A 20,216-nucleotide genomic window follows, 5' to 3' on the forward strand; every position below is an offset into this window, starting at 1 on the left:
AGGAGAGTCAAGAGCCCATGTGTTTGGCGTGCAGCCGGGGAATACCGCCCTCAAGGACGCCACCGACCGTGTAAAACGAGCCAAAGACCACGATTCTATCAGCGGGGTCGGCGGCGGCGATGGCAGCCTGCAGCGCCTCCACCGGGCCAGCATGCACAGAACTGCTGGCATCCTGGCGGGTATTTTGGGCCTGCCACTGGCTTTGCAAGTGCTGCGCCGAGTCGGCTCGGGCGGTGGGCAGATCGGTGAAATACCAGCGGTCGATCAGCGGGCCAATGCGCGCCAGCATGGGCAGCAAATCCTTGTCGGCCATGGCACCAAACACCGCGTGGGTAGTGGGGTAGAAGCCCATGGCGTCCAGGTTGGCGGTTAGCGCCGCCACAGCATGGGGGTTATGCGCCACGTCCAGCACCAGCGTGGGCTGGCCCGGCACGATCTGGAAGCGCCCCGGCAGCTCCACCATGGACAAGCCGGTGCGCACCGCCTGGGCCGTGACAGGCAGGCGCTCGCGCAGCGCCGTCAGCGCGGCCAGCACGCCCGAGGCATTCATCAGCTGGTTGGCACCGCGCAGGCCCGGGTAGCCCAGGCCGCTGTAGCGCCGCCCGCGGCCGGCCCAGCCCCACTGCTGCTTGTCGCCGGAGAAATTGAAATCCTCGCCAAAACGCCACAGGTCTGCGCCAATGGCTTTGGCGTGGTCCACCACGCTTTGCGGCGGCACCGGGTCGCTGACCACCACCGGCTTGCCGGCGCGCATGATGCCGGCCTTCTCACGGCCTATGGTTTCGCGGTCATTGCCCAGGAATTCCATGTGGTCCAGATCCACGCTGGTTATCACGGCGCAATCGGTGTCGATGATGTTGACCGCGTCCAGGCGGCCGCCCAGGCCGACTTCCAGAATCACCGCGTCCAACTTGGCACTCGCCATCAACGCCAAAATGGCCAAGGTGGTGAACTCAAAATATGTCAGAGAAATATCGCCTCTGGCGCCCTCCACACTTGCGAAGTGCGCTACAAAATCAGGAGCTTTTGCAATTTCACCACCGATACGGCAGCGTTCTTCAAAGTGCACCAAGTGTGGCGAGGTATAGACCCCGGTGCGGTAGCCAGACTGCAGCAGGATCGCCTCCAGCATGGCGCAGGTCGAGCCCTTGCCATTGGTACCCGCCACGGTGATGACCGGGCAATCAAAACGCAGGCCCATGCGCTCGGCAACGGTACGGACCCGGTCCAGGCCGAGCTCAATGGTGATGGGGTGTAGCCGTTCGCAGTGCGCCAGCCAGTCGTTCAAGGTTTGCATCACAAGATTGTCTCACCCCCAGGCTGCGCTTCGCTCTCGCCCATCCCCTTGCAGGGGGGCAACACCAGCAGCCTGGCAAAGCCAGTTCCGCGGTGTTTCTGGAAGGGGTATTTCTGCACAACTTATAGGTGTTTTAAGCCTCTTGCGCTTATGCGGCATGCAAAAGATGCTACGAAATACATAGCTTTCGGCAATGCTTCTACCCTCTGGAATAATCCGGCCATGATTACCCTCTACGGCATCCCCAACTGCGACACGGTCAAAAAGGCCCGCGTCTGGCTCGACAGCCACGCCCTGCCCTACACCTTCCATGACTTCAAGAAAGCCGGTGTGCCGGCCGACCGACTGGCCGCCTGGACCCAGGCCGTGGGCTGGGAAAAGGTCTTGAACCGCCAGGGCACGACCTGGCGCAAGCTGGACCCGGCGCTGCAGGCCAGCGTGGTAGATGCGGCCAGTGCCGAGGCGGTGATGCGCGAACACGCCAGCACCATCAAACGGCCGGTGGTGGAATGGGGCGACAGCACCACGGTGGGCTTCAGCGCCGACGCCTGGGCCGGCAAAGCCCCCTAAAAGCAGCGCCCGGCCGCCCTAGAATCGACGGGCGTGCCAGCCAAGATTTAAGCCAAATATGCCTCGCGCGCAGATATTACCTGCGCGAGCAGCTATGAAATTGATAGTTAATCCAGGAAACCAAGCATGACCACCGCAAAGATCGACAACGTCAGCGTTACCACCCAAGCCAGCGTCTACTTCGACGGCAAGTGCATCAGCCACGGCATCACGTTCGCCGATGGCACGAAGAAAAGCGTGGGCGTCATCCTGCCCGCCACGCTGACCTTCAACACCGGCGCACCCGAAATCATGGAAGGCGTGGGCGGCGAATGCGAATACCTGCTGACCGGCGCCACGGAATGGCTGAAGTCGGGTGCGGGCGAAAAGTTCAGCGTGCCAGGCAACAGCTCGTTCCAGATCCGCGTAACCGCCCCCTACCACTACATCTGCCATTTTGGTTGAACACCCCCAGGCTACAGCGCTGCGCGTCTTGCGCCCCCCCCCTTGCAGGGGGCAACACCTGCAGCCTGGCTAAGCCAGTTCTGCGGTGTTTCTAGAAGGGGCTTCGCTATGCTTGCCTAGGGCATAGCTAGACCACAACCGGCTCGGGCTCCAGTCGGATGCCGAAGCGTTCGTAGACGCTGGTTTGTATGGCCTTGGCCAGGGTCATCACCTCGCCGCCGGTGACAGGGTTGTCGGTGCCGCCGCGGTTCACCAGCACCAGGGCCTGTTTTTCAAACACACCGGCGTTGCCCACGGTCTTGCCCTTCCAGCCGCAGGCGTCTATCAGCCAGCCGGCAGCCAGCTTCATGGTGCCGTTGGCCAGCTGGTAGTACACCACGCGCGGTTCGCGAGCGATGATGTCGGCGCACTGCTCGGCGCTGACGGTAGGGTTCTTGAAGAAGCTGCCGGCGTTGCCTATGACCTGTGGGTCGGGCAGCTTGGCGCGGCGGATCTCGCAGATCCAGTCGAATATCTGGCGCGCCGTGGGCTGCTGGACGCCGGTGGCGGCCATTTTCTTTTCTAGATCCAGGTAGCCCAGCACCGGCTTCCAGTTCTTGGGTAGATGAAAGCGCACGCGGGTGATCAGCGCCCGGCCTTCCAACCCCAGGCCACCCTGGTGTTTGAAAACGGAGTCACGGTAGCCGAACGCGCACTGCGCGGCGTCCAGGGTAAAACTGGCGCCGGTGGCCAGGTCCACCGCATCCAGCGAATCAAAACGGTCTTGCAGCTCCACGCCGTAGGCGCCGATGTTCTGCACCGGGGATGCACCCACGGTGCCGGGGATGAGCGCCAGGTTTTCCAGGCCCGGGTAGCCCTGGTCCAGCGTCCAGGCCACGAAGTCGTGCCAGGGCTCGCCGGCACCTGCCTCGACCACCCAGGCCTTGTCGGTCTCGGCCAGCAGGCGCTTGCCGCGTACCTCCACCTTCAACACCACCGGCTTGACATCGCCGGTCAGCACGATATTGCTGCCGCCGCCCAGCACGAATTTAGGCTGCGCGGCCAGGGTGGCATCGGCACGCAGCGCCTGCAGATCGGCTTCGCTGGCCACGCGCACCAGGGTGTGGGCGCGGGCCACAATGCCAAAGCTGTTATAGCTGCGCAGGGGAACATTTTTCTCGATTAACATGGCTGGATTGTCCCACCGCGACCTGCTTTGCCGTGGCCGCACACCCGATTTAGAGAAAAAACCATGCCTTCATTCGACACCGTTTGTGAACCCGACTTGCCCAAAGTGCGCAACTCGGTAGACAACTCCGCCAAGGAAATCACCACCCGCTTCGACTTCAAGGGCACCTCGGCCAGCATCGAGCTGAAAGACAAGGAAATCACCATCATCGGTGACGCCGAATTCCAGCTCGACCAGATCATGGACGTGCTGACCAACAAGATGACCAAGCAAGGCGTGGACGTGAAGTTCCTGGACAAGGGCGACGTGCAGAAGATGGGCGGCGACAAGGTCAAGCAGGTCATCAAGGTGCGCAACGGCATCGAGACCGAAGTCGCCAAGAAGATCACCCGCGCCATCAAGGACAGCAAGCTCAAGGTCACCGCCGCCATCCAGGGCGACGCGGTGCGCATCACCGGCGCCAAGCGCGACGACCTGCAGGCCGCCATGGCGCTGATCCGCAAAGAGATCACCGACCTGCCGCTGAGCTTCAACAACCAGCGCGACTGATGTCTACCCGCTCGCGCCTGTACCTGGTCGCGGTATCCGCCGGCCTGGCCTTGGGCGCCAGCAGCGCAGCGCAGGCCCAAAGCGTGGCCCTGGGCGGCATGCTGGGCGGTAAGGCGCTGCTGATGGTGGACGGCAAGCCCCCCAAAAGCGTGGCCCCTGGCGACACCTACATGGGCGTGAAAGTGGTGACCGTTTCTTCCGAAGAGGCCGTGGTGGACATCGCTGGCAAGCGCGCCCATCTGCGCATGGGCGAGTCGCCGGTAAGCGTGGGCGAGCGCGGCGGCAAGAAGATCATGCTGACCGCCGACAGCCAGGGCCACTTCATAGGCGCGGGCAAGATCAACGGCCAGGCCATGCAATACCTGGTGGACACCGGTGCCACTGTAGTCAGCATGGGCGTATCTGACGCCGAGCGCATGGGCGTCAATTACAAGAACGGCCAGCAGATCCGCATGAACACCGCCAACGGCCAGGTACCGGGCTGGAGCATCCGCCTGGCCTCCGTGCGTGTGGGCGATGTAGAGCTGACCGAGGTAGAAGCCGTAGTGACATCCGCCTCCATGCCCTATATATTGCTAGGCAACAGCTTTCTGACCCGCTTCCAGATGACCCGTACCAACGACCAGCTGGTGCTGGAAAGACGCTACTGAACCCACGCTACCGGTCTTCTCCTGGCCTCTTGTTTGTGACCTCCATGCCACCGCCCTCTACCGACGTGCCCCACCCCCAGGAGGCGGACTACGAAGACCTGCTGAGTCTGTGGGCCGACCTGCAGGCCGGCCTGTCCATGGTGCTGGCCCAGCCGCGCCATACCGCCGACCTGGCACGCAAGATCCGCCAGTACGACCTGTGGATGCAGAACCTGCTGCGGCAGGACACCGACACCGGCCTGTACCTGCTGTTCCAGCTGGCCACCAATTCGGCCGTCGGCTACAGCGCCCTGCACGCCCTGGTGTGCGCTGTGCTGTGCCATGTCACAGCCGAAGAGCTCAAGCTGAAGCCCGTTGAACGCGACAGCCTGGTGCGCGCAGCCATGACCATGAACATCGGCATGACCACGCTGCAAGACACCCTGGCCCTGCAGACCAACAAGCCAAGCGACGCCCAGCAAGCACTGATACGCGGCCACGCCAGCGCCAGCGCCACCCTGCTGCGCGCCATGGGCGTGAGCGACTACCTGTGGTTGGACATTGTGATCAACCACCACGGCCCGGCCACCAGCAAGGCCGAATTCCAGCAGCTGGAACCCGTCTACCGGCTGACCCATATCCTGGGCGTGGTGGACCGCTATGCGGCCATGGTCAGTCCGCGCAAATCACGGACAGGCCGCAGCATGGCGGAAACCGTGCGCTCCATGCTGGCCAATGTGCAGGTCCGCAACGACCCGGTGGGTGCAGCCCTGATCCGGGCCATAGGCCAGTGCCCGCCCGGCACCTTTGTGGCCATGGACAACGGCGATACAGCCCTGGTCCTGCGCCGCAGCGCCACAGCCAACCAGCCCCTGGTGGCCACGCTGCTCAACGCCAAAAACCAGCCCTTCATACCACCGCGCCTGCACCGCACCTCCACCAGTGCGCCCAAGGTGCAATCCGCACTGCCGGCCAATACCGTGAAGACTCGCATCAACCACCAGCGCCTGCTGCGCCAGGGCATTCAGGCGGACCGTGGCGGCCCCCAGCTGGATTAGCCCAACTTAGCCGGCTTCTTCTTGCCCTGACCCAGGCGCGATTCCTTGCCCTGCAGCAAGCGAACTATGTTCTCGCGGTGGCGCAGCACCAGTAACGCCGCCATCACGCATAGCGACACCAGAATGCTGGTCTCGGTGTACCAGAAGCCACCACTGCCCAGCACGTAGAACACCGGTGCCAACAAGGCCGCCGTCAACGAGGCCAGGGACGAGAAGCGGAACGCATAGGCCATAAACACCCAGGTCAGCATGGCCGCCAGCCCCAGCGCCCAGTGCACGCCCAGCAACACACCCAGCGCCGTCGCAACGCCCTTGCCGCCCACAAAGCGGAAGAACACCGGGAACAAGTGGCCCAGAAACGCCGCCAGCCCCACCAGCGCGATGCTGCCGTCCTCCAGCCCCCAGCGCGGGCCGTACCAGGTGACCAGGGCGACCGGCAACCAGCCCTTCACGCCGTCCAGCAATAGGGTGGCGATGGCGGCCTTTTTACTGCCCGAACGCAGCACATTGGTGGCACCGGGGTTTTTGCTGCCAAAGGTGCGCGGGTCGCTCAAACCCATGGCGCGGCTGACGATAACTGCAAACGACAGGGAGCCCAGCAGATAGGCGACCAGGGTGGCGAGAAGGGGGTAAAACTTTTCCAAGAGGGGTCTCCAAACTTGGACGCATTCTAGTTTTCCAAGCGGCCCCCAATGTAAATCCGGGGCACCACTCCAGAAACACCGCAGAACCGGCTTGGCCGGGCTGCTGGTTTTGCCCCCTGCAAGGGGGTTGGAGGCCACATGCGTTCTCGGTTTTACAAACCGATTCCGGGGCAGTGGGCAAGCCTGGGGGTGTTCAGAGCGGGATTGCGCAGTTCACCGGTTTCGCGGCCAAGAGCTGCACGCAGACCAGCGGGTCCAGCCCGATCAGGTAGCCGCGCCGCCCGCCGTTGATGGCGATGCGCGGCAGCTCCAGAATCGCCGCCTCGATATACACGGGCATGGTTTTGCGCGTGGCGAACGGCGAGGTGCCGCCCACCAAGTAGCCGCTATGCCGGTTCGCCACCTCGGGCTTGCACGGCGCCACCGACTTGCAGCCAATCTGCCGCGCCAGGTTCTTGGTGGACACCGCACGGTTGCCGTGCATCAGCACGATCAGCGGCTTGGCCCGCTCATCCTCCATCACCAGGGTCTTGACCACGCTGAACGGGTCCAGCCCCAGCACCTCGGCACTGTGCTGCGCTCCGCCATGCTCCAGGTATTCGTATGGATGCTCGGTAAACGCCACCTTGTGCGCCCGCAGCAGCTGCGTTGCCGGTGTTTCGGAAATATGCTCGTGTTTGGCCATGGCCAGAAATTTATAAGAAATAAGCCCCTAGCGCAGAAGATACCTGCGCAAGCAGCTATTTAAAACATAGCAAATCTCAAACCACCCCACCAACGCATTGGCACCCCTGCCCCATTCCAGAGAACCCATGGAACCGGCTCCGCCGGGCCATAGGGTTCGCCCCCAGCAGGGGGGTTGGCGGAAACACGAAGTGTGTGGAGCCTGGGGGGTAGCCTATTGCGCCGGGTCGCGCAACTCCCAGCGGATCTTGTCCACCTCGGCCAGCACTTCGGGCGACAGCTTGGTACCCCAGGCAGCCACGCATTCGTCCAGCTGCGCCAGCGAGGTCACGCCGATGATGGTGCTAGCCACCTGCCACTTGGTGTAGCAGAAGGCCAGGGCCAGCTGGGTGGGCGTCAGGCCATGGGCTCGGGCCAGGGCGTTGTAGCGGCGCGCGGCGGCCAGCGACTCGGCGCGGCCCCAACGCTGCTTGCGCATGGATTCGAACTTGGCCATGCGGCCCTCGGGCGCACCCGGCCCGGTGGTACCGGACGCGTCGTACTTGCCGGTCAGCAGGCCAAAGCCCAGCGGCGAATAGGCCAGCAGGGACACGCCCAGGCGGTACATGGTCTCGTCCAGGCCGTTTTCCACCGTACGGTTGATCAGGCAATACGGGTTCTGCACCGTGGCCACGCGCGGCAGACCGTGCAGGTCGGCCAGGCGGGCAAACTCGTGCACGCCGTACGGGGTTTCATTGGACAGGCCCACTGCGCGCACCTTGCCCTGCTTGACCAGGGTGGCCAAGGCCTCCAACTGCTCTTGGATGGAAGCCACCGGCAGGTCTTTTTCGGGGTCAAAGTACACGCCGCCAAAGGCCGGCACATGGCGCGCCGGCCAGTGAATCTGGTATAGGTCGATCACATCGGTGCGCAGGCGGTGCAGGCTGCCGTGGCAGGCGTCGATGATCTCGCCGCGCGTCAGGTCGGCACTGCCGTTACGCACCCAGGGCATGCCGCGCGACGGGCCGGCTACCTTGGTGGCCAGCACCACCTTCTGGCGCAGGCCGGGGTGCTGGGCAAACCAGTGGCCGATGATGGTCTCGGTCGCGCCATAGGTTTCGGCGCGGGCCGGCACCGAATACATCTCGGCCGTGTCAATGAAATTGATGCCGTGCTCCAGCGCACGGTCCAGGATGGCATGGGCATCGGCCTCGGCCACCTGCTCGCCAAAGGTCATGGTGCCCAGGCAGATCGGGCTGACTTGCAGGTCGCTTTGACCCAGTTGTACTTTTTTCATGGTTGCGGGTTCCCAAAATCCCCAAAAAAATGGCGGCACGCCCCTCAAATGCAGGAGGCACCGCTTGTTTTGGCATCCTACCGCAAGGCGCTAGAACGCGTGCTGCCGCTACCATGAGACCATGTACGTCCCGCAACGCATTTCCCGCAGCCACTGGCTACCTATCCGCACCCTGCGCTACCACGTGCGCGAATGGGGCCAGCCCGTGCCCGGCCAGCCGCCGCTGGTGCTGCTGCACGGCTGGATGGACGTGGCCGCCAGCTTCCAGTTCATGCTGGACGCCATGGACCAGGACCGTCACACCATCGCCCCCGACTGGCGCGGCTTTGGCCAGACTGACAGCGGCGGCGCCGACAGCTTCTGGTTCCCCGACTACCTGGCCGACCTGGAGCTGCTGCTGGACCACTACGCCCCCGGCCAGGCGGTGGACCTAGTGGGCCACAGCATGGGCGGCAACATCGCCACGATGTACGCCGGCGTGCGGCCCGAACGTATCCGCCGCCTGGTGAATCTGGAGGGCTTTGGCATGCCGGCCACCCGCGCGGCCCAGGCCCCGGGCCAGTTCGCCCGCTGGATCGACGACCTGAAGGGTCTGCACCGCGGGGATGTGCAGCTGAAAACCTATGCCGACCTGGGCGGCGTGGCCCAGCGCCTGATGAAGACCAACCGCCGCCTGCGGCAGAGCCAGGCCGACTGGCTGGCCCAGCACTGGGCCCGGCCCACCACCCAGCCCGATGGCAGCAGCGCCTGGCAGATCCTGGGCGAGGCGGCGCACAAGCTGCGCAGCGCCCAGCTGTACCGGGTGGACGAAACGCTGGCCCTGTACCAGCGCATCACCGCGCCCACGCTGTCCATCGAGGCCTCCGACGACAGCCTGGCGCAGTGGAGCCAGGGCCGCTACACGCGGGAAGAATTCCACCAGCGCCTGCAGTCGGTGCCCAATGTCCGCGTGGCCGTGGTGCAGGACGCCGGCCACATGCTGCACCACGACCAGCCCCAGCAGCTGGCACGGTTGGTGGAAGATTTTTTCGCCTGAAACCCAGGACTTTCAGGGCTCTAGCGCTTATGGATACAACGCAAGAAGCTCTTAATTTCATAGCAAACCAGGCGATGGCGTGCCCCGGGGTTCTGTGCCAATATGTAAGCGTCATTGGCTATACAGGCGCTGCCCCCAGCGATACCCCATGAAACTAAGCCTGAAACTTCCGCTGGCGTTTGCCGCTGCGTTGGTCTTGGTCCTGTTTGCCGCGCTGTTCGGCATCTACCAGCTGAACCAGTCCCTGAACACCTACCAGACCACGGTACAGACCAGCTACGGCAACGAGCGCGCCATTGCCAAGCTGCTCAACGACTTCAAGGTCCAGGTGCAGGAATGGAAGAACGTCTTGCTGCGCGGCAAAAACCCGGAGCAGCTGGACCGCTACTGGAAGGCATTCCAGACCAAAGAGAGCGAAATCGCCCAAGCCACCAACGCCCTGCAGCAGGCTTTGCCTGCCGGCGAAGCGCGCAGCCACGTCGAACGCTTTGCACAAGCCCACCAGACCATGGGTGCGGCCTACCGCAAGGGCTTTGAGGCCTTCAAGGGCGCCGATTTCGATCCGGCGGTGGGCGATAAAGCCGTGCAAGGCATGGACCGCGAGCCCAGCAAGCTGCTGGACGAGGCCGAAAAAGCCATAGGCACCGACAGCCGCGCCATCGCCGACCAGGCCGCCAGCAAGGGCCAGCGCGCCACCACAATCAGCCTGGCCATCATGCTGCTGGCCTGCATTGCCGTGATGCTGGCCAGCTGGCGCTTCAGCCGCACCATTACCACCCGGCTCGGCCATGCGCTGGGGGTGTCGCAGTCAGTGGCCCGCGGCGACCTGACCGCCGCCCAGGCCGTGGCGGGCAAAGACGAGCTGGCCGATCTGCTGAACGCGCTGCACAGCATGCAAACCAGCCTGTCCACTGTGGTCGCCAACGTGCGCTCCAGCGCCGAAAGCGTGTCCAGCGCCAGCCAGGAGATCGCCGCCGGCAACCACGACCTGAGCTCGCGCACTGAGGAGCAAGCCTCGGCACTGGAGCAAACCGCCGCCTCCATGGAAGAGCTGGGTGCCACCATCCGGCAGAACACCGACGGCGCCGAACATGCGAACCAGCTGGCCGTGAAAGCCTCGTCGGTGGCGCTGCACGGCTCGGAGGTCTTCACCCGCGCCGCCGACACCATGACAGGCATCACTGAAGCCTCGCGGAAGATATCCGACATCATCGGCGTAATCGACGGCATCGCCTTCCAGACGAACATCCTGGCGCTGAACGCCGCGGTCGAGGCAGCGCGCGCTGGCGAACAGGGCCGCGGCTTTGCGGTGGTGGCAAGCGAGGTGCGCCTGCTGGCCAAGCGCAGCGCCGACGCGGCCCGCGAGATCAAGGCCCTGATCCAGACCAGCGTGCAGCGCATGGCCCAGGGCTCGGCCCTGGTGGACGAAAGCGGTGCGGCGATGCAGGAGGTGGTGACGTCTATCCGCCGCGTCACCGACATCATGGGCGAGATCAGCGCCGCCAGCCAGGAGCAAAGCCGCGGCGTGCAGCAGATCAGCGAAGCCGTGACCCAGATCGACCAGACCACCCAGCAAAACGCCGCCCTAGTGGAAGAAAGCGCGGCCGCCGCCGACAGCCTGCAGCACCAGGCGGCCGAGCTAGTGCGCACGGTGTCGGTGTTCCGGCTCAGCAGCGCTTTGCCCGGGCCGGGCAAAGCGCTGTGGGCCTGAAGCAGCGAAAGCCCGGCCCGCCACCCGGAACGCCATGTGAGGCATGAGAAAATAATGGGTTAAGCCCCCGGCTCACCCAGCTGGCCAGCCCCCGGATCTGGCCAGTGCACTCAAGGAAGACTCTCATGGAAGCAGAACGCATCAACACCATCGGCAACCAACTCAGCAGCCTGAGCGTACGGACGGAAGATTTACGGAGGTATCTTTGACGTCGATGCCAAAGCCGAGCGCCTGCGCACCGTCAATGCCTCGCTAGAAGACCCCAGCGTCTGGAACGACCCGAAGAAAGCCCAGGAATTGGGCAAAGAGAAGAAACTGCTCGACGGCGTGGTGCTGGCGCTGGAAAAGCTCACCCGTGAGCTGGCCGACAACACCGAGCTGTTCGAGATGTCGAAGGAGGAAGGCGACGAAGACGGCCTGATCACCATCGAGACCGAGACCGCTGGCCTGGCCACCGAAGTCGAAGCGCTGGAATTCCGCCGCATGTTCAACCAGCCGGCCGACCCGCTGCCCTGCTTCCTGGACATCCAGGCCGGCGCCGGCGGCACCGAAGCCTGCGACTGGGCCAGCATGCTGCTGCGCCAGTACCTGCGCTACGCCGAACGCAAGGGTTTTACCGCCACCGTGGAAGACATCACCGACGGCGACACCGCCGGCATCAAGGGCGCCACCATCAAGATCGAAGGCGAATACGCCTTTGGCCTGCTGCGCACAGAAACCGGCGTGCACCGCCTGGTGCGCAAGAGCCCGTTCGACAGCTCGGGTGGCCGCCACACCAGCTTTGCCAGCGTGTTTGTCTACCCTGAAATCGACGATTCCATCGAGATCGAGATCAACCCCAGCGACGTGCGCACCGACACCTTCCGCGCGTCCGGTGCTGGTGGCCAGCACATCAACAAGACCGATTCGGCCGTGCGTCTGACGCACATCCCCACCGGTATCGTGGTGCAATGCCAGGACGGCCGCAGCCAGCACAGCAACCGTGATGTGGCCTGGAAGCGCCTGCGCTCGCGCCTGTACGACTTCGAGCTGCGCAAGCAGCAAGAGGCGCAGCAAAAGCTGGAAGACACCAAGACCGATGTAGGCTGGGGCCACCAGATCCGCAGCTATGTGCTGGACAACAGCCGTATCAAGGACCTGCGCACGAATGTTGAAGTCTCGGCCACGCAAAAGGTGCTGGACGGCGACCTGGACATCTTCATCGAAGCCTCTTTGAAACAAGGCGTTTAATGCAAGCCCTCCTCTCGCAGCCCACCAAGGCCATCATCTTCGACATGGACGGCACCATGATCGACTCCATGCCGCACCACGCTTCCACCTGGCTGGACTTTGCCCAGAAGCACGGTGTGGACATGGAGATCGACGAAATCATGCGCCGCACCACCGGCCGCACCGGCCTGGAATGCGTGCGTCTGCTGCTGGACCAGCCGGACATGGACGACGCCGTGGCCTGGGAGCTGGTGCACGAGAAGGAGCGCCTGTACCGCGACATCTTCGGCCCCATCTTCAAGGAAGTGGCTGGCTTCAGCGCCTTCTACGCCGCGACCCGCACGCGCGGCCTGAAGGTGGGCGTGGGCACGGCGGGCGACATCCACAACGTGGAATTCGCACTCGGCCATCTGAAGATGAACCCACCGCCCGACGCCATCGCGCGCGGCGACGAGGGCCTGACCGGCAAACCCACACCCGCTATCTTTTTAGCAGCAGCTGAGCGCATAGGCATTGCGCCGGAACACTGTATCGTGTTCGAAGATGCGCCTTTTGGCATAGAAGCTGCACGCCGCGCCGGCATGCGTGCCGTCGGCATCTGCAGCACCAATACGCCCGACGAACTGGCCGGGCCGCACGTGATCACCTGCGTGCGCAATTACGACGAACTCTTGCAATCGAATTTTCTGGGGAACCTCCATGTATCGTGAAGGACAGGCGACAGCCATCCACCGGGCAGACTACACCGCACCGGCTTTCTGGATCGACACGGTCGAGCTCTGCTTCGACCTGGACCCAGCCAAGACCCGCGTGCTCAACAAGATGCGCATGCGCCGCAACCCGGATGTGCCCGCGCAAGCGCTGCGCCTTGACGGCGAAGAGCTGAACCTGGCGCGCGTGCTGGTCAACGGCCAGGGCGCATCCTTCAAGATCGAGGGCAACCAGCTGGTGCTGGGCAGCCTGCCGGGTGCCGAAGAAGGCGCTTTTGATCTGGAAATCTTCACCACCTGCGCGCCCATCAAGAACACCAAGCTGATGGGACTGTTCGTCAGCAACGACACCTTCTTCACCCAGTGCGAGGCCGAGGGCTTTCGCCGCATCACCTACTTCCTGGACCGGCCGGACGTGATGGCCAGCTACACCGTGACGCTGCGCGCCGACAAGGCCAAGTACCCGGTGCTGCTGAGCAACGGCAACCTGGTAGACCACGGCCCACTGGACGATGGCCGCCACTTCGCCAAGTGGGTGGACCCGTTCCGCAAGCCCAGCTACCTGTTTGCCCTAGTGGCCGGCCAGCTGGTCAGCCGCGAGCAAAGCATTACCGCGCGCAATGGCAAGGAACATCTGCTGCAGGTGTTTGTGCGCCCCGGCGACCTGGACAAGACCGAGCACGCCATGCATTCGCTGATGGCATCGATCGCCTGGGACGAAGCCCGCTTCGGCCTGCCGCTGGACCTGGAGCGCTTCATGATTGTCGCCACCAGCGACTTCAACATGGGCGCCATGGAGAACAAGGGCCTGAACATTTTCAACACCAAGTTCGTGTTGGCAAACCAGGCCACGGCCACCGACACCGACTACGCGAACATCGAGTCCGTGGTGGGCCACGAGTACTTCCACAACTGGAGCGGCAACCGCGTCACCTGCCGCGACTGGTTCCAGCTGAGCCTGAAAGAAGGCCTGACCGTCTTCCGCGACCAGGAGTTCAGCCTGGACCTGTGCCGCGACCCGTCGGCCAAGGCCGTCAAGCGCATCGAAGACGTGCGTGTGCTGCGCACCGCCCAGTTCCCCGAAGATGCTGGCCCGATGGCGCACCCGGTGCGGCCCGACAGCTACATCGAGATCAACAACTTCTACACCGTCACCATCTACGAAAAAGGTGCCGAGGTCGTTCGCATGATGCAGACGCTGGTCGGTAGAGACGGCTTTGCCAAGGGCATGACGCTGTACTTCGAGCGCTTCGACGGCCAGGCCGTCACCTGCGACGACTTCGCCCAGGCCATCGCCGACGCGAACCCCCAGTCCGACCTGGCGCGCCTGCTGCCCCAGTTCAAACGCTGGTACAGCCAGGCCGGTACGCCCCGCGTACACGCCACCGGCAGCTACGACGAAGCCACGCGAAGCTATACGCTAACCCTCATGCAAAGCTGCGCCCCCACGCCCGGCCAGTCGCAGAAAGAGCCGTTTGTGATCCCCATCGGCCTGGGCCTGCTGGCACAGGACGGCAGCGCGCTGGCCCTGCAAACCGCCGACGGCAGCACACTGGCCGAACCCTACACCTTCGTGATGCACGAGGCGACAGAAACCCTGAGCTTCGTCAACCTGGCCGCAGAGCCCGTGCCCAGCATCCTGCGCGGCTTCTCTGCACCGGTGACACTTGCCTTCGACTACACCGATGCGCAGCTGCTGACCCTGCTGGCGCATGACACGGACGCCTTCAACCGCTGGGAAGCCGGCCAGCGCCTGGCGGTTCGCTCTGCTATTGCATTGATAGCTAGCGACGCAGATATATCCTGCGCCAAACCGCTAAACAATGCCTATATTGAAGCCATGCGCAGCGTGCTGCGCCACCCCGCGCTGGATGCGGCCTTCAAGGAACTGGTGCTGACCCTGCCGTCCGAAACCTATCTGGCCGAACAGCTGGACGTGGTGGACCCACAGCGCATCCACGCCGTGCGCGAAGCCATGCGTAGCCAGTTGGCCCACGCCCTGGCAGACGACTGGGCCTGGGCCTACGAGACCTACGGCGATACCGGCGCCTACCGCCCCGACCCGCTGTCCAGTGGACGCCGGGCCCTGGCCGGCATGGCGTTGACCCATCTGTGCCTAGCCGCCTTGACCAACGGTGACACGATATGGCCGGGCAAGGCCTACCAGCGCTTCAAGGATGCGGGCAATATGACCGACCGCTTCAACGCCCTCAGCGCCCTGGTGTCCAGTGGCAACGCCCTGGCCGCCCCGGCGTTGCAGCGTTTCCACGCCCTGTTCAAGGACGAGGCCCTGGTGTTGGACAAATGGTTTGCCCTGCAGGCCGGCGCCACCGACCGCAATGGCAACATCCTGCCTGCCGTGCGCCAACTGCTGAAGCACCCCGACTTCAGTCTGCGCAACCCGAACCGGGCGCGCAGCCTGGTGTTCAGCTTCTGCAGCGCCAATCCAGGCGCCTTCCACCGCCGCGACGCCGCCGGCTATGTGTTCTGGAGCGAGCGCGTGATCGAACTGGACGGCATCAACCCCCAGGTCGCCGCCCGACTAGCGCGCGCACTGGACCGCTGGAAGAACCTGACCGAACCCTACCGCAGTGCCGCCCGCGAAGCCCTGGCCCGCGTGGCCGCCAAAGCCGACCTCAGCAACGACGTGCGCGAAGTAGTTACGCGCGCACTGGCCGACTAAACAAGGAAACCCATGTCCAAAAACATATCCCTCACCCGCTACCTGGTAGAGCAGCAACGCGTGGACGGCCTGATTCCGGCCCAGCTGCGCCTGCTGCTGGAAGTGGTGGCCCGCTCATGCAAGAGCATCAGCCATGCCGTCAACAAGGGCGCGCTGGGCGGCGTTCTGGGCACCGCCGAATCTGAAAACGTGCAGGGCGAAATCCAGAAAAAGCTGGACATCATCGCCAATGAAGTGCTGATCGAAGCCAATGAATGGGGCGGCCACCTGGCGGCCATGGCCTCCGAAGAGATGGAAAGCATCTACGCCGTGCCGAACCGCTACCCGCAGGGCGAATACCTGCTGCTGTTCGATCCCCTGGACGGCTCCAGCAACATCGACGTGAACGTCAGCATCGGCACCATCTTCAGCGTGCTCAAAAAGCCCGATGGCGATGCCGCCGTGGGTGAAAAAGACTTTCTGCAGGCTGGCCACCACCAGGTTGCTGCCGGCTACTGCGTCTACGGCCCGCAAACCACCCTGGTGCTGACCGTAGGCGACGGAGTCGCCATGTTCACGCTGGACCGCGAGCAGGGCTCCTTTGTGCTGACACAGGAGAACGTGCAGATTCCGCCAGACACCAAGGAATTTGCCATCAATATGAGCAATATGCGCCACTGGGACACGCCGGTGAAGCGCTATGTGGAAGACTGCCTGCAAGGCAGCGAAGGCCCGCGTGGCAAGGACTTCAATATGCGCTGGATCGCCAGCATGGTGGCCGATGTACACCGCATCCTGACGCGCGGCGGCGTCTTCCTCTACCCCTGGGACAAGCGCGAGCCCAACAAGCCCGGCAAGCTGCGCCTGATGTACGAAGCCAACCCCATGGGCTGGCTGATCGAACAGGCCGGCGGCGCAGCCAGCACCGGCACCCAGCGCATCCTGGACATCGTGCCGGAGAAGCTGCACGAACGCGTGAGCGTGATCCTCGGATCAAAAAATGAGGTGGCCCACATTAATAGCTACTTCTCCAAGCTATAATCCAAGGCTAACGTGCCGGTGTAGCTCAGTCGGTAGAGCAGCTCATTCGTAATGAGAAGGTCGGGTGTTCGATTCATCTCTCCGGCACCACGTTGAATTTAAAAGCCCGCTGTCCAAAAGATAGCGGGCTTTTGCATTTTGCAGACGGTTTGCACATTGCCTTAGAAAGACCGCGCCATGAACCAACCCCCTCCCCGCAAAGAAATTCAGCCAAGGTTTGGCCGCCTGCTGGCCGTATGCGCCTTGGCCGTGGTGTTTTGCGGTGTGCTGGTGTGGTTTGCCGGCACCTACCTGGTAGATTGTTGCGGCCCCTGAATCGTCCTGGCACAGAAGAGCACCAGGAGCCGCGCGCGACAGGCGCAAGGGCACTGAAACAGTCGCAGAAGACAAACTCAAATCAAGACGCTATAATCATAGGCTTTACTGGATTTGGCGCGCCCGTTTTAATTAGTTTTAATGGGAACAATATCGCCGGTAAATGACTTTTACCGCCACTTCAAGCAGGTGGCGAGGTGCGGCGATTAGCCGTTAATTGCAGTGGCAAGCTTAGAACGCACACCACTGCACAAAATTGGAGTGTCCTCATGGCACGCGTATGCGAAGTAACGGGCAAAGGCCCGATGGTTGGGAACAACGTCTCCCACGCCAACAACAAAACCAAACGTCGGTTCCTGCCGAACCTGCAATACCGCCGCTTCTGGGTCGAAACCGAAAACCGTTGGGTGCGTCTGCGCATTTCCAATGCCGGTCTGCGTTTGATCGACAAAAACGGTATCGACTCTGTGCTCGCCGATCTGCGCGCACGTGGCCAAGCATAAGGAGCTGAATCATGGCAACCAAAGGCGGACGCGAAAAAATCAAGCTGGAATCCACAGCTGGTACTGGTCACTTCTACACCACGACCAAAAACAAGAAAACCATGCCCGAGAAAATGTTGATCAGCAAGTTTGATCCCAAGGCTCGCAAGCATGTGGAATACAAAGAAATCAAGCTGAAGTAATCCAGCCTGGCTCTTTGCCCCGAAACCCGCTCTTACCCAGCGGGTTTTTTTATGCCCGCCTGCATTCCCACCCAATAGCCACCGTGCGGACCAGGGGAAGCGCTAGGGCCTAAAATCAGACCGTGACATCCATACTCAACGCTGACCTCCACTGCCACTCCGTGGTTTCCGACGGTACTCTGACGCCGGAGCAGTTGGCAGCACGCGCCAGCGCCAACGGCGTGGAATTGTGGGCGCTCACTGACCACGACGAAATCGGCGGTCAGGCCCGGGCCGCCGCCGCTGCCAAGGCCCATGGCATGAAATACCTGACCGGGGTTGAAATCTCGGTCACTTTTGCCGGTGAAACGGTGCATATCGTTGGACTGGGGTTTGACGCTAACAGCCCGATCATGCAAGACGGACTCGGCGCCACGCGCGGTGGCCGTGGCCCACGCGCTATGGAAATGGCAGCAAGCCTGGCGGCGGCAGGCATCCCCGGTGCCTACGAAGGGGCACTGAAATTCGTCGGCAACCCGGCCTTGATCTCGCGCACACACTTCGCCCGCTTCCTGGTGGAGTCCGGCGTCTGCAGCGATACCTACGAAGTGTTCCGCCGCTACCTGACCGAAGGCAAACCTGGCTACGTACCCCACCGCTGGGCGGCACTGAAAGACGCAGTGCAATGGATCACCCAGACCGGCGGCGTGGCCGTGATCGCCCACCCTGGTCGCTACAAATTCACGGCCAACGAAGAATACGCGCTGTTCAGTGAATTCAAGGCCCACGGCGGCCAGGCGGTCGAAGTCGTCACAGGCAGCCACACCGTGGCCGAATACGTGGAATACGCCGATGTAGCCCGAGAGTTCGGTCTGGCGGCTTCGCGTGGCAGCGACTTCCACAGCCCCGACGAAAGCCATACCGACCTGGGCACTCTGCCTTATTTGTCCGGCAATTTGACACCCGTCTGGGACCTGCTCGCGGACCGCATCCAGTGAGCCGTCCAGCCTCTGCGTTGACCGGTATTGCGCTGGTCACCGTTGCGGTGGCGTGCTTTGCCACACTCGATACCACGGCCAAATGGACCAATGCCAGCGTGCCTCTGCTGATGACGCTGTGGTTTCGCTATTTCTTCCAGGCCTCGGTCACCACCATCACCATGTTGCCCGTGCGGGGCTGGGCGCTGCTGAAAACAGCCCATCCCAAATTCCAGTGCCTGCGCGGTGTACTGCTGCTGACGACAAGCTTGTTCTCTTTTTTTAGCCTGCGTTACATGCCGGTTGGTGAGTTCACCGCCATCGTGATGATCACTCCGCTGGTGATCACCTTTGTGGCAGCACTGCTGGGGGAAGCCGTATCTCCAACACGCTGGCTGCTGGTCGCCGGTGGTTTCGTGGGCACGCTGATCATCATCCGTCCCGGTGGTGACGCCTTCAGGTGGACCACCCTGCTGCCACTGGGCCTGGTGGCGGCCAACGCCTGGTTCCAGGTGTTGACCAGCCGACTGGCCAAGACAGAAGACCCTTTCACCATGCATTTCTACACCGGCTGGATTGGCACCGTGCTGGCATCCATACCGCTGCCGTTTGTCTGGGTACAGGTGCATGATTGGCAGCTCTGGGGCGGAATGCTGCTGATGGGACTGATGGGTACGGCCGGCCACTTTCTGCTGATACTTGCCTACGCACGCACCCCAGCGGCCACGCTGACGCCCTTTCTGTACGGCCAAATCGGTTTCGCCATGCTGGCGAGCTGGCTGGTCTTCTCACACCTGCCCGATACCTGGGCGACGCTGGGCATTGTGTTGATCGCCATTTGTGGCGCTGGCGGCGCCTGGCTGACCGTGCAAGAACGCCGCATTCAGGTACAACCCACCGAATCCTGATAATCACCCCATGGCCCAGTACTTTGAAATCCACCCCGACAACCCCCAGCCCCGGCTACTCAAGCAGACAGTTGCGCTGCTGGCACAAGGCAAGCTGGTGGCCGTACCCACCGACTCCAGTTACGCCCTGGTCTGCCACCTGGACGACAAGGCCGCTGCCGATCTGCTGCGCCGCACCCGTGGCGTGGACGACAAGCACCACCTGACCCTGTTGTGCCGCGACCTGAGCGAGCTGGCCAACTACGCCCGCGTGGACAACAAGCAGTACCGCCTGCTGAAAGCCGCTACCCCAGGCCCCTACACCTTCATCCTGGAAGCCAGCAAGGAAGTGCCACGCCGCCTGAGCCACCCGTCGCGCAAGACGATTGGCCTGCGCGTGCCAGAGCACAAGACCTTGCAGAGCCTGCTGGAGCTGCATGGCGCGCCACTGCTAGCCACCACACTGATACCGCCCGGTGAGACCGATCCGCTGAACGACGCGCATGCCATACGCGATTTGTTCGAACACCAGATTGCCGCCGTGCTCGACGCCGGCGCCTGCCCCCTGGAGCCCACCACGGTCATCGATTTGACCGAGATGGGTCACGGAGGTGAACCAGTCTTGGTACGCCAGGGCCGCGGCGACTTGTCTGCCATCGGCCTGTAAACCCACCTTTCACCGAGA

The 20,216-nt window shown here is 63.1% G+C and carries 22 protein-coding genes and 1 tRNA gene; 18 read left to right on the top strand and 5 right to left on the bottom strand.

Going from position 1 to position 20,216, the window contains the following annotated elements:
- Window positions 1-7: 7 nt before the first annotated feature.
- The gene (gene folC / locus AC07VY_RS11235) at window positions 8-1,297 is read right to left on the bottom strand and encodes a bifunctional tetrahydrofolate synthase/dihydrofolate synthase (RefSeq protein WP_495097443.1); all 1,290 of its coding nucleotides are present in this window, start codon (window positions 1,295-1,297) and stop codon (window positions 8-10) included.
- A 222-nt stretch (window positions 1,298-1,519) separates the two neighbouring features.
- On the opposite strand from folC, the gene AC07VY_RS11240 reads away from it, so the two are divergent.
- Together AC07VY_RS11240 and ppnP are read left to right on the top strand one after the other, a co-directional pair.
- Complete coding sequence (locus tag AC07VY_RS11240) at window positions 1,520-1,867, top strand: arsenate reductase (protein WP_495097442.1); 348 nt, start codon at window positions 1,520-1,522, stop codon at window positions 1,865-1,867.
- Between the two features lie 126 nt (window positions 1,868-1,993).
- On the top strand, window positions 1,994-2,311 hold the full coding sequence (gene ppnP / locus AC07VY_RS11245) for a pyrimidine/purine nucleoside phosphorylase (RefSeq protein WP_490592364.1): 318 nt from the start codon (window positions 1,994-1,996) through the stop codon (window positions 2,309-2,311).
- 127 nt (window positions 2,312-2,438) lie between these two features.
- Here the strand turns inward: ppnP and murB are convergent, their stop codons facing one another.
- The gene (gene murB / locus AC07VY_RS11250; protein WP_495097441.1) at window positions 2,439-3,479 is read right to left on the bottom strand and encodes a UDP-N-acetylmuramate dehydrogenase; all 1,041 of its coding nucleotides are present in this window, start codon (window positions 3,477-3,479) and stop codon (window positions 2,439-2,441) included.
- A 63-nt stretch (window positions 3,480-3,542) separates the two neighbouring features.
- On the opposite strand from murB, the gene AC07VY_RS11255 reads away from it, so the two are divergent.
- The 3 genes from AC07VY_RS11255 to AC07VY_RS11265 are packed head-to-tail and all read left to right on the top strand — an operon-like array spanning window position 3,543 to window position 5,715.
- On the top strand, window positions 3,543-4,028 hold the full coding sequence (locus AC07VY_RS11255; RefSeq protein WP_495075301.1) for a YajQ family cyclic di-GMP-binding protein: 486 nt from the start codon (window positions 3,543-3,545) through the stop codon (window positions 4,026-4,028).
- Window positions 4,028-4,678: a retropepsin-like aspartic protease family protein gene (locus AC07VY_RS11260; protein WP_495097440.1), complete on the top strand. Its 651-nt coding sequence runs from the start codon at window positions 4,028-4,030 to the stop codon at window positions 4,676-4,678. Before AC07VY_RS11255 ends, AC07VY_RS11260 begins: the two co-directional genes overlap by 1 nt.
- Before the next feature lie 44 nt (window positions 4,679-4,722).
- On the top strand, window positions 4,723-5,715 hold the full coding sequence (locus tag AC07VY_RS11265; RefSeq protein WP_495097439.1) for an HD-GYP domain-containing protein: 993 nt from the start codon (window positions 4,723-4,725) through the stop codon (window positions 5,713-5,715).
- Here the strand turns inward: AC07VY_RS11265 and plsY are convergent.
- The 3 genes from plsY to AC07VY_RS11280 form a co-directional block, all read right to left on the bottom strand.
- Entirely contained in the window at window positions 5,712-6,359 is a 648-nt protein-coding gene (gene plsY, locus AC07VY_RS11270; protein ID WP_495097438.1) for a glycerol-3-phosphate 1-O-acyltransferase PlsY, read from the bottom strand. The two genes, AC07VY_RS11265 and plsY, sit on opposite strands and share 4 nt — an antisense overlap.
- Before the next feature lie 193 nt (window positions 6,360-6,552).
- Window positions 6,553-7,044 (bottom strand): aminoacyl-tRNA deacylase, encoded by a 492-nt coding sequence (locus AC07VY_RS11275; protein WP_495097437.1) that lies wholly within the window; start codon window positions 7,042-7,044, stop codon window positions 6,553-6,555.
- A 213-nt stretch (window positions 7,045-7,257) separates the two neighbouring features.
- Entirely contained in the window at window positions 7,258-8,319 is a 1,062-nt protein-coding gene (locus AC07VY_RS11280; protein WP_495097436.1) for an aldo/keto reductase, read from the bottom strand.
- Between the two features lie 121 nt (window positions 8,320-8,440).
- Between AC07VY_RS11280 and AC07VY_RS11285 the strand changes: the two genes are divergently transcribed.
- The 13 genes from AC07VY_RS11285 (at window position 8,441) to AC07VY_RS11345 (ending at window position 20,198) form a co-directional block, all read left to right on the top strand.
- Complete coding sequence (locus tag AC07VY_RS11285) at window positions 8,441-9,355, top strand: alpha/beta fold hydrolase (protein ID WP_495097435.1); 915 nt, start codon at window positions 8,441-8,443, stop codon at window positions 9,353-9,355.
- 148 nt (window positions 9,356-9,503) lie between these two features.
- On the top strand, window positions 9,504-11,066 hold the full coding sequence (locus AC07VY_RS11290) for a methyl-accepting chemotaxis protein (RefSeq protein ID WP_495097434.1): 1,563 nt from the start codon (window positions 9,504-9,506) through the stop codon (window positions 11,064-11,066).
- Window positions 11,067-11,191: 125 nt separating this feature from the next.
- A protein-coding gene (gene prfB, locus AC07VY_RS11295; protein WP_495097433.1) for a peptide chain release factor 2 occupies window positions 11,192-12,296 on the top strand; the annotation gives its coding sequence in 2 pieces (ribosomal slippage) (window positions 11,192-11,272 and window positions 11,274-12,296; 1,104 coding nt in all).
- On the top strand, window positions 12,296-12,985 hold the full coding sequence (locus tag AC07VY_RS11300; RefSeq protein WP_495097432.1) for an HAD family hydrolase: 690 nt from the start codon (window positions 12,296-12,298) through the stop codon (window positions 12,983-12,985). The genes prfB and AC07VY_RS11300 overlap by 1 nt, the downstream gene beginning before the upstream one ends.
- Window positions 12,975-15,668 (top strand): aminopeptidase N, encoded by a 2,694-nt coding sequence (gene pepN / locus AC07VY_RS11305; protein ID WP_495097431.1) that lies wholly within the window; start codon window positions 12,975-12,977, stop codon window positions 15,666-15,668. The genes AC07VY_RS11300 and pepN overlap by 11 nt, the downstream gene beginning before the upstream one ends.
- Before the next feature lie 12 nt (window positions 15,669-15,680).
- Complete coding sequence (locus tag AC07VY_RS11310; protein WP_495075292.1) at window positions 15,681-16,688, top strand: class 1 fructose-bisphosphatase; 1,008 nt, start codon at window positions 15,681-15,683, stop codon at window positions 16,686-16,688.
- 14 nt (window positions 16,689-16,702) lie between these two features.
- Window positions 16,703-16,778 (top strand) — tRNA-Thr (locus tag AC07VY_RS11315).
- An 87-nt stretch (window positions 16,779-16,865) separates the two neighbouring features.
- Complete coding sequence (locus AC07VY_RS11320) at window positions 16,866-17,003, top strand: hypothetical protein (RefSeq protein ID WP_495097430.1); 138 nt, start codon at window positions 16,866-16,868, stop codon at window positions 17,001-17,003.
- 269 nt (window positions 17,004-17,272) lie between these two features.
- Window positions 17,273-17,506 carry a 50S ribosomal protein L28 gene (gene rpmB / locus AC07VY_RS11325; RefSeq protein ID WP_272548698.1) on the top strand — a complete coding sequence of 78 codons (234 nt, stop codon included), beginning with the start codon at window positions 17,273-17,275 and terminating at the stop codon, window positions 17,504-17,506.
- Window positions 17,507-17,517: 11 nt separating this feature from the next.
- The gene (rpmG, locus tag AC07VY_RS11330; protein WP_495075290.1) at window positions 17,518-17,688 is read left to right on the top strand and encodes a 50S ribosomal protein L33; all 171 of its coding nucleotides are present in this window, start codon (window positions 17,518-17,520) and stop codon (window positions 17,686-17,688) included.
- A gap of 122 nt (window positions 17,689-17,810) precedes the next feature.
- Complete coding sequence (locus AC07VY_RS11335; RefSeq protein WP_495097429.1) at window positions 17,811-18,665, top strand: 3',5'-nucleoside bisphosphate phosphatase; 855 nt, start codon at window positions 17,811-17,813, stop codon at window positions 18,663-18,665.
- Window positions 18,662-19,552, top strand: coding sequence for a DMT family transporter (locus AC07VY_RS11340; RefSeq protein ID WP_495097428.1), 891 nt, complete (start codon window positions 18,662-18,664; stop codon window positions 19,550-19,552). The genes AC07VY_RS11335 and AC07VY_RS11340 overlap by 4 nt, the downstream gene beginning before the upstream one ends.
- Window positions 19,553-19,562: 10 nt before the next feature.
- Window positions 19,563-20,198, top strand: a complete 636-nt coding sequence (locus AC07VY_RS11345; protein WP_495075287.1) for an L-threonylcarbamoyladenylate synthase — start codon at window positions 19,563-19,565, stop codon at window positions 20,196-20,198.
- The last annotated feature ends 18 nt before the right edge of the window (window positions 20,199-20,216 follow it).

The sequence above is a fragment of the Rhodoferax sp. GW821-FHT02C08 genome (assembly GCF_059421805.1).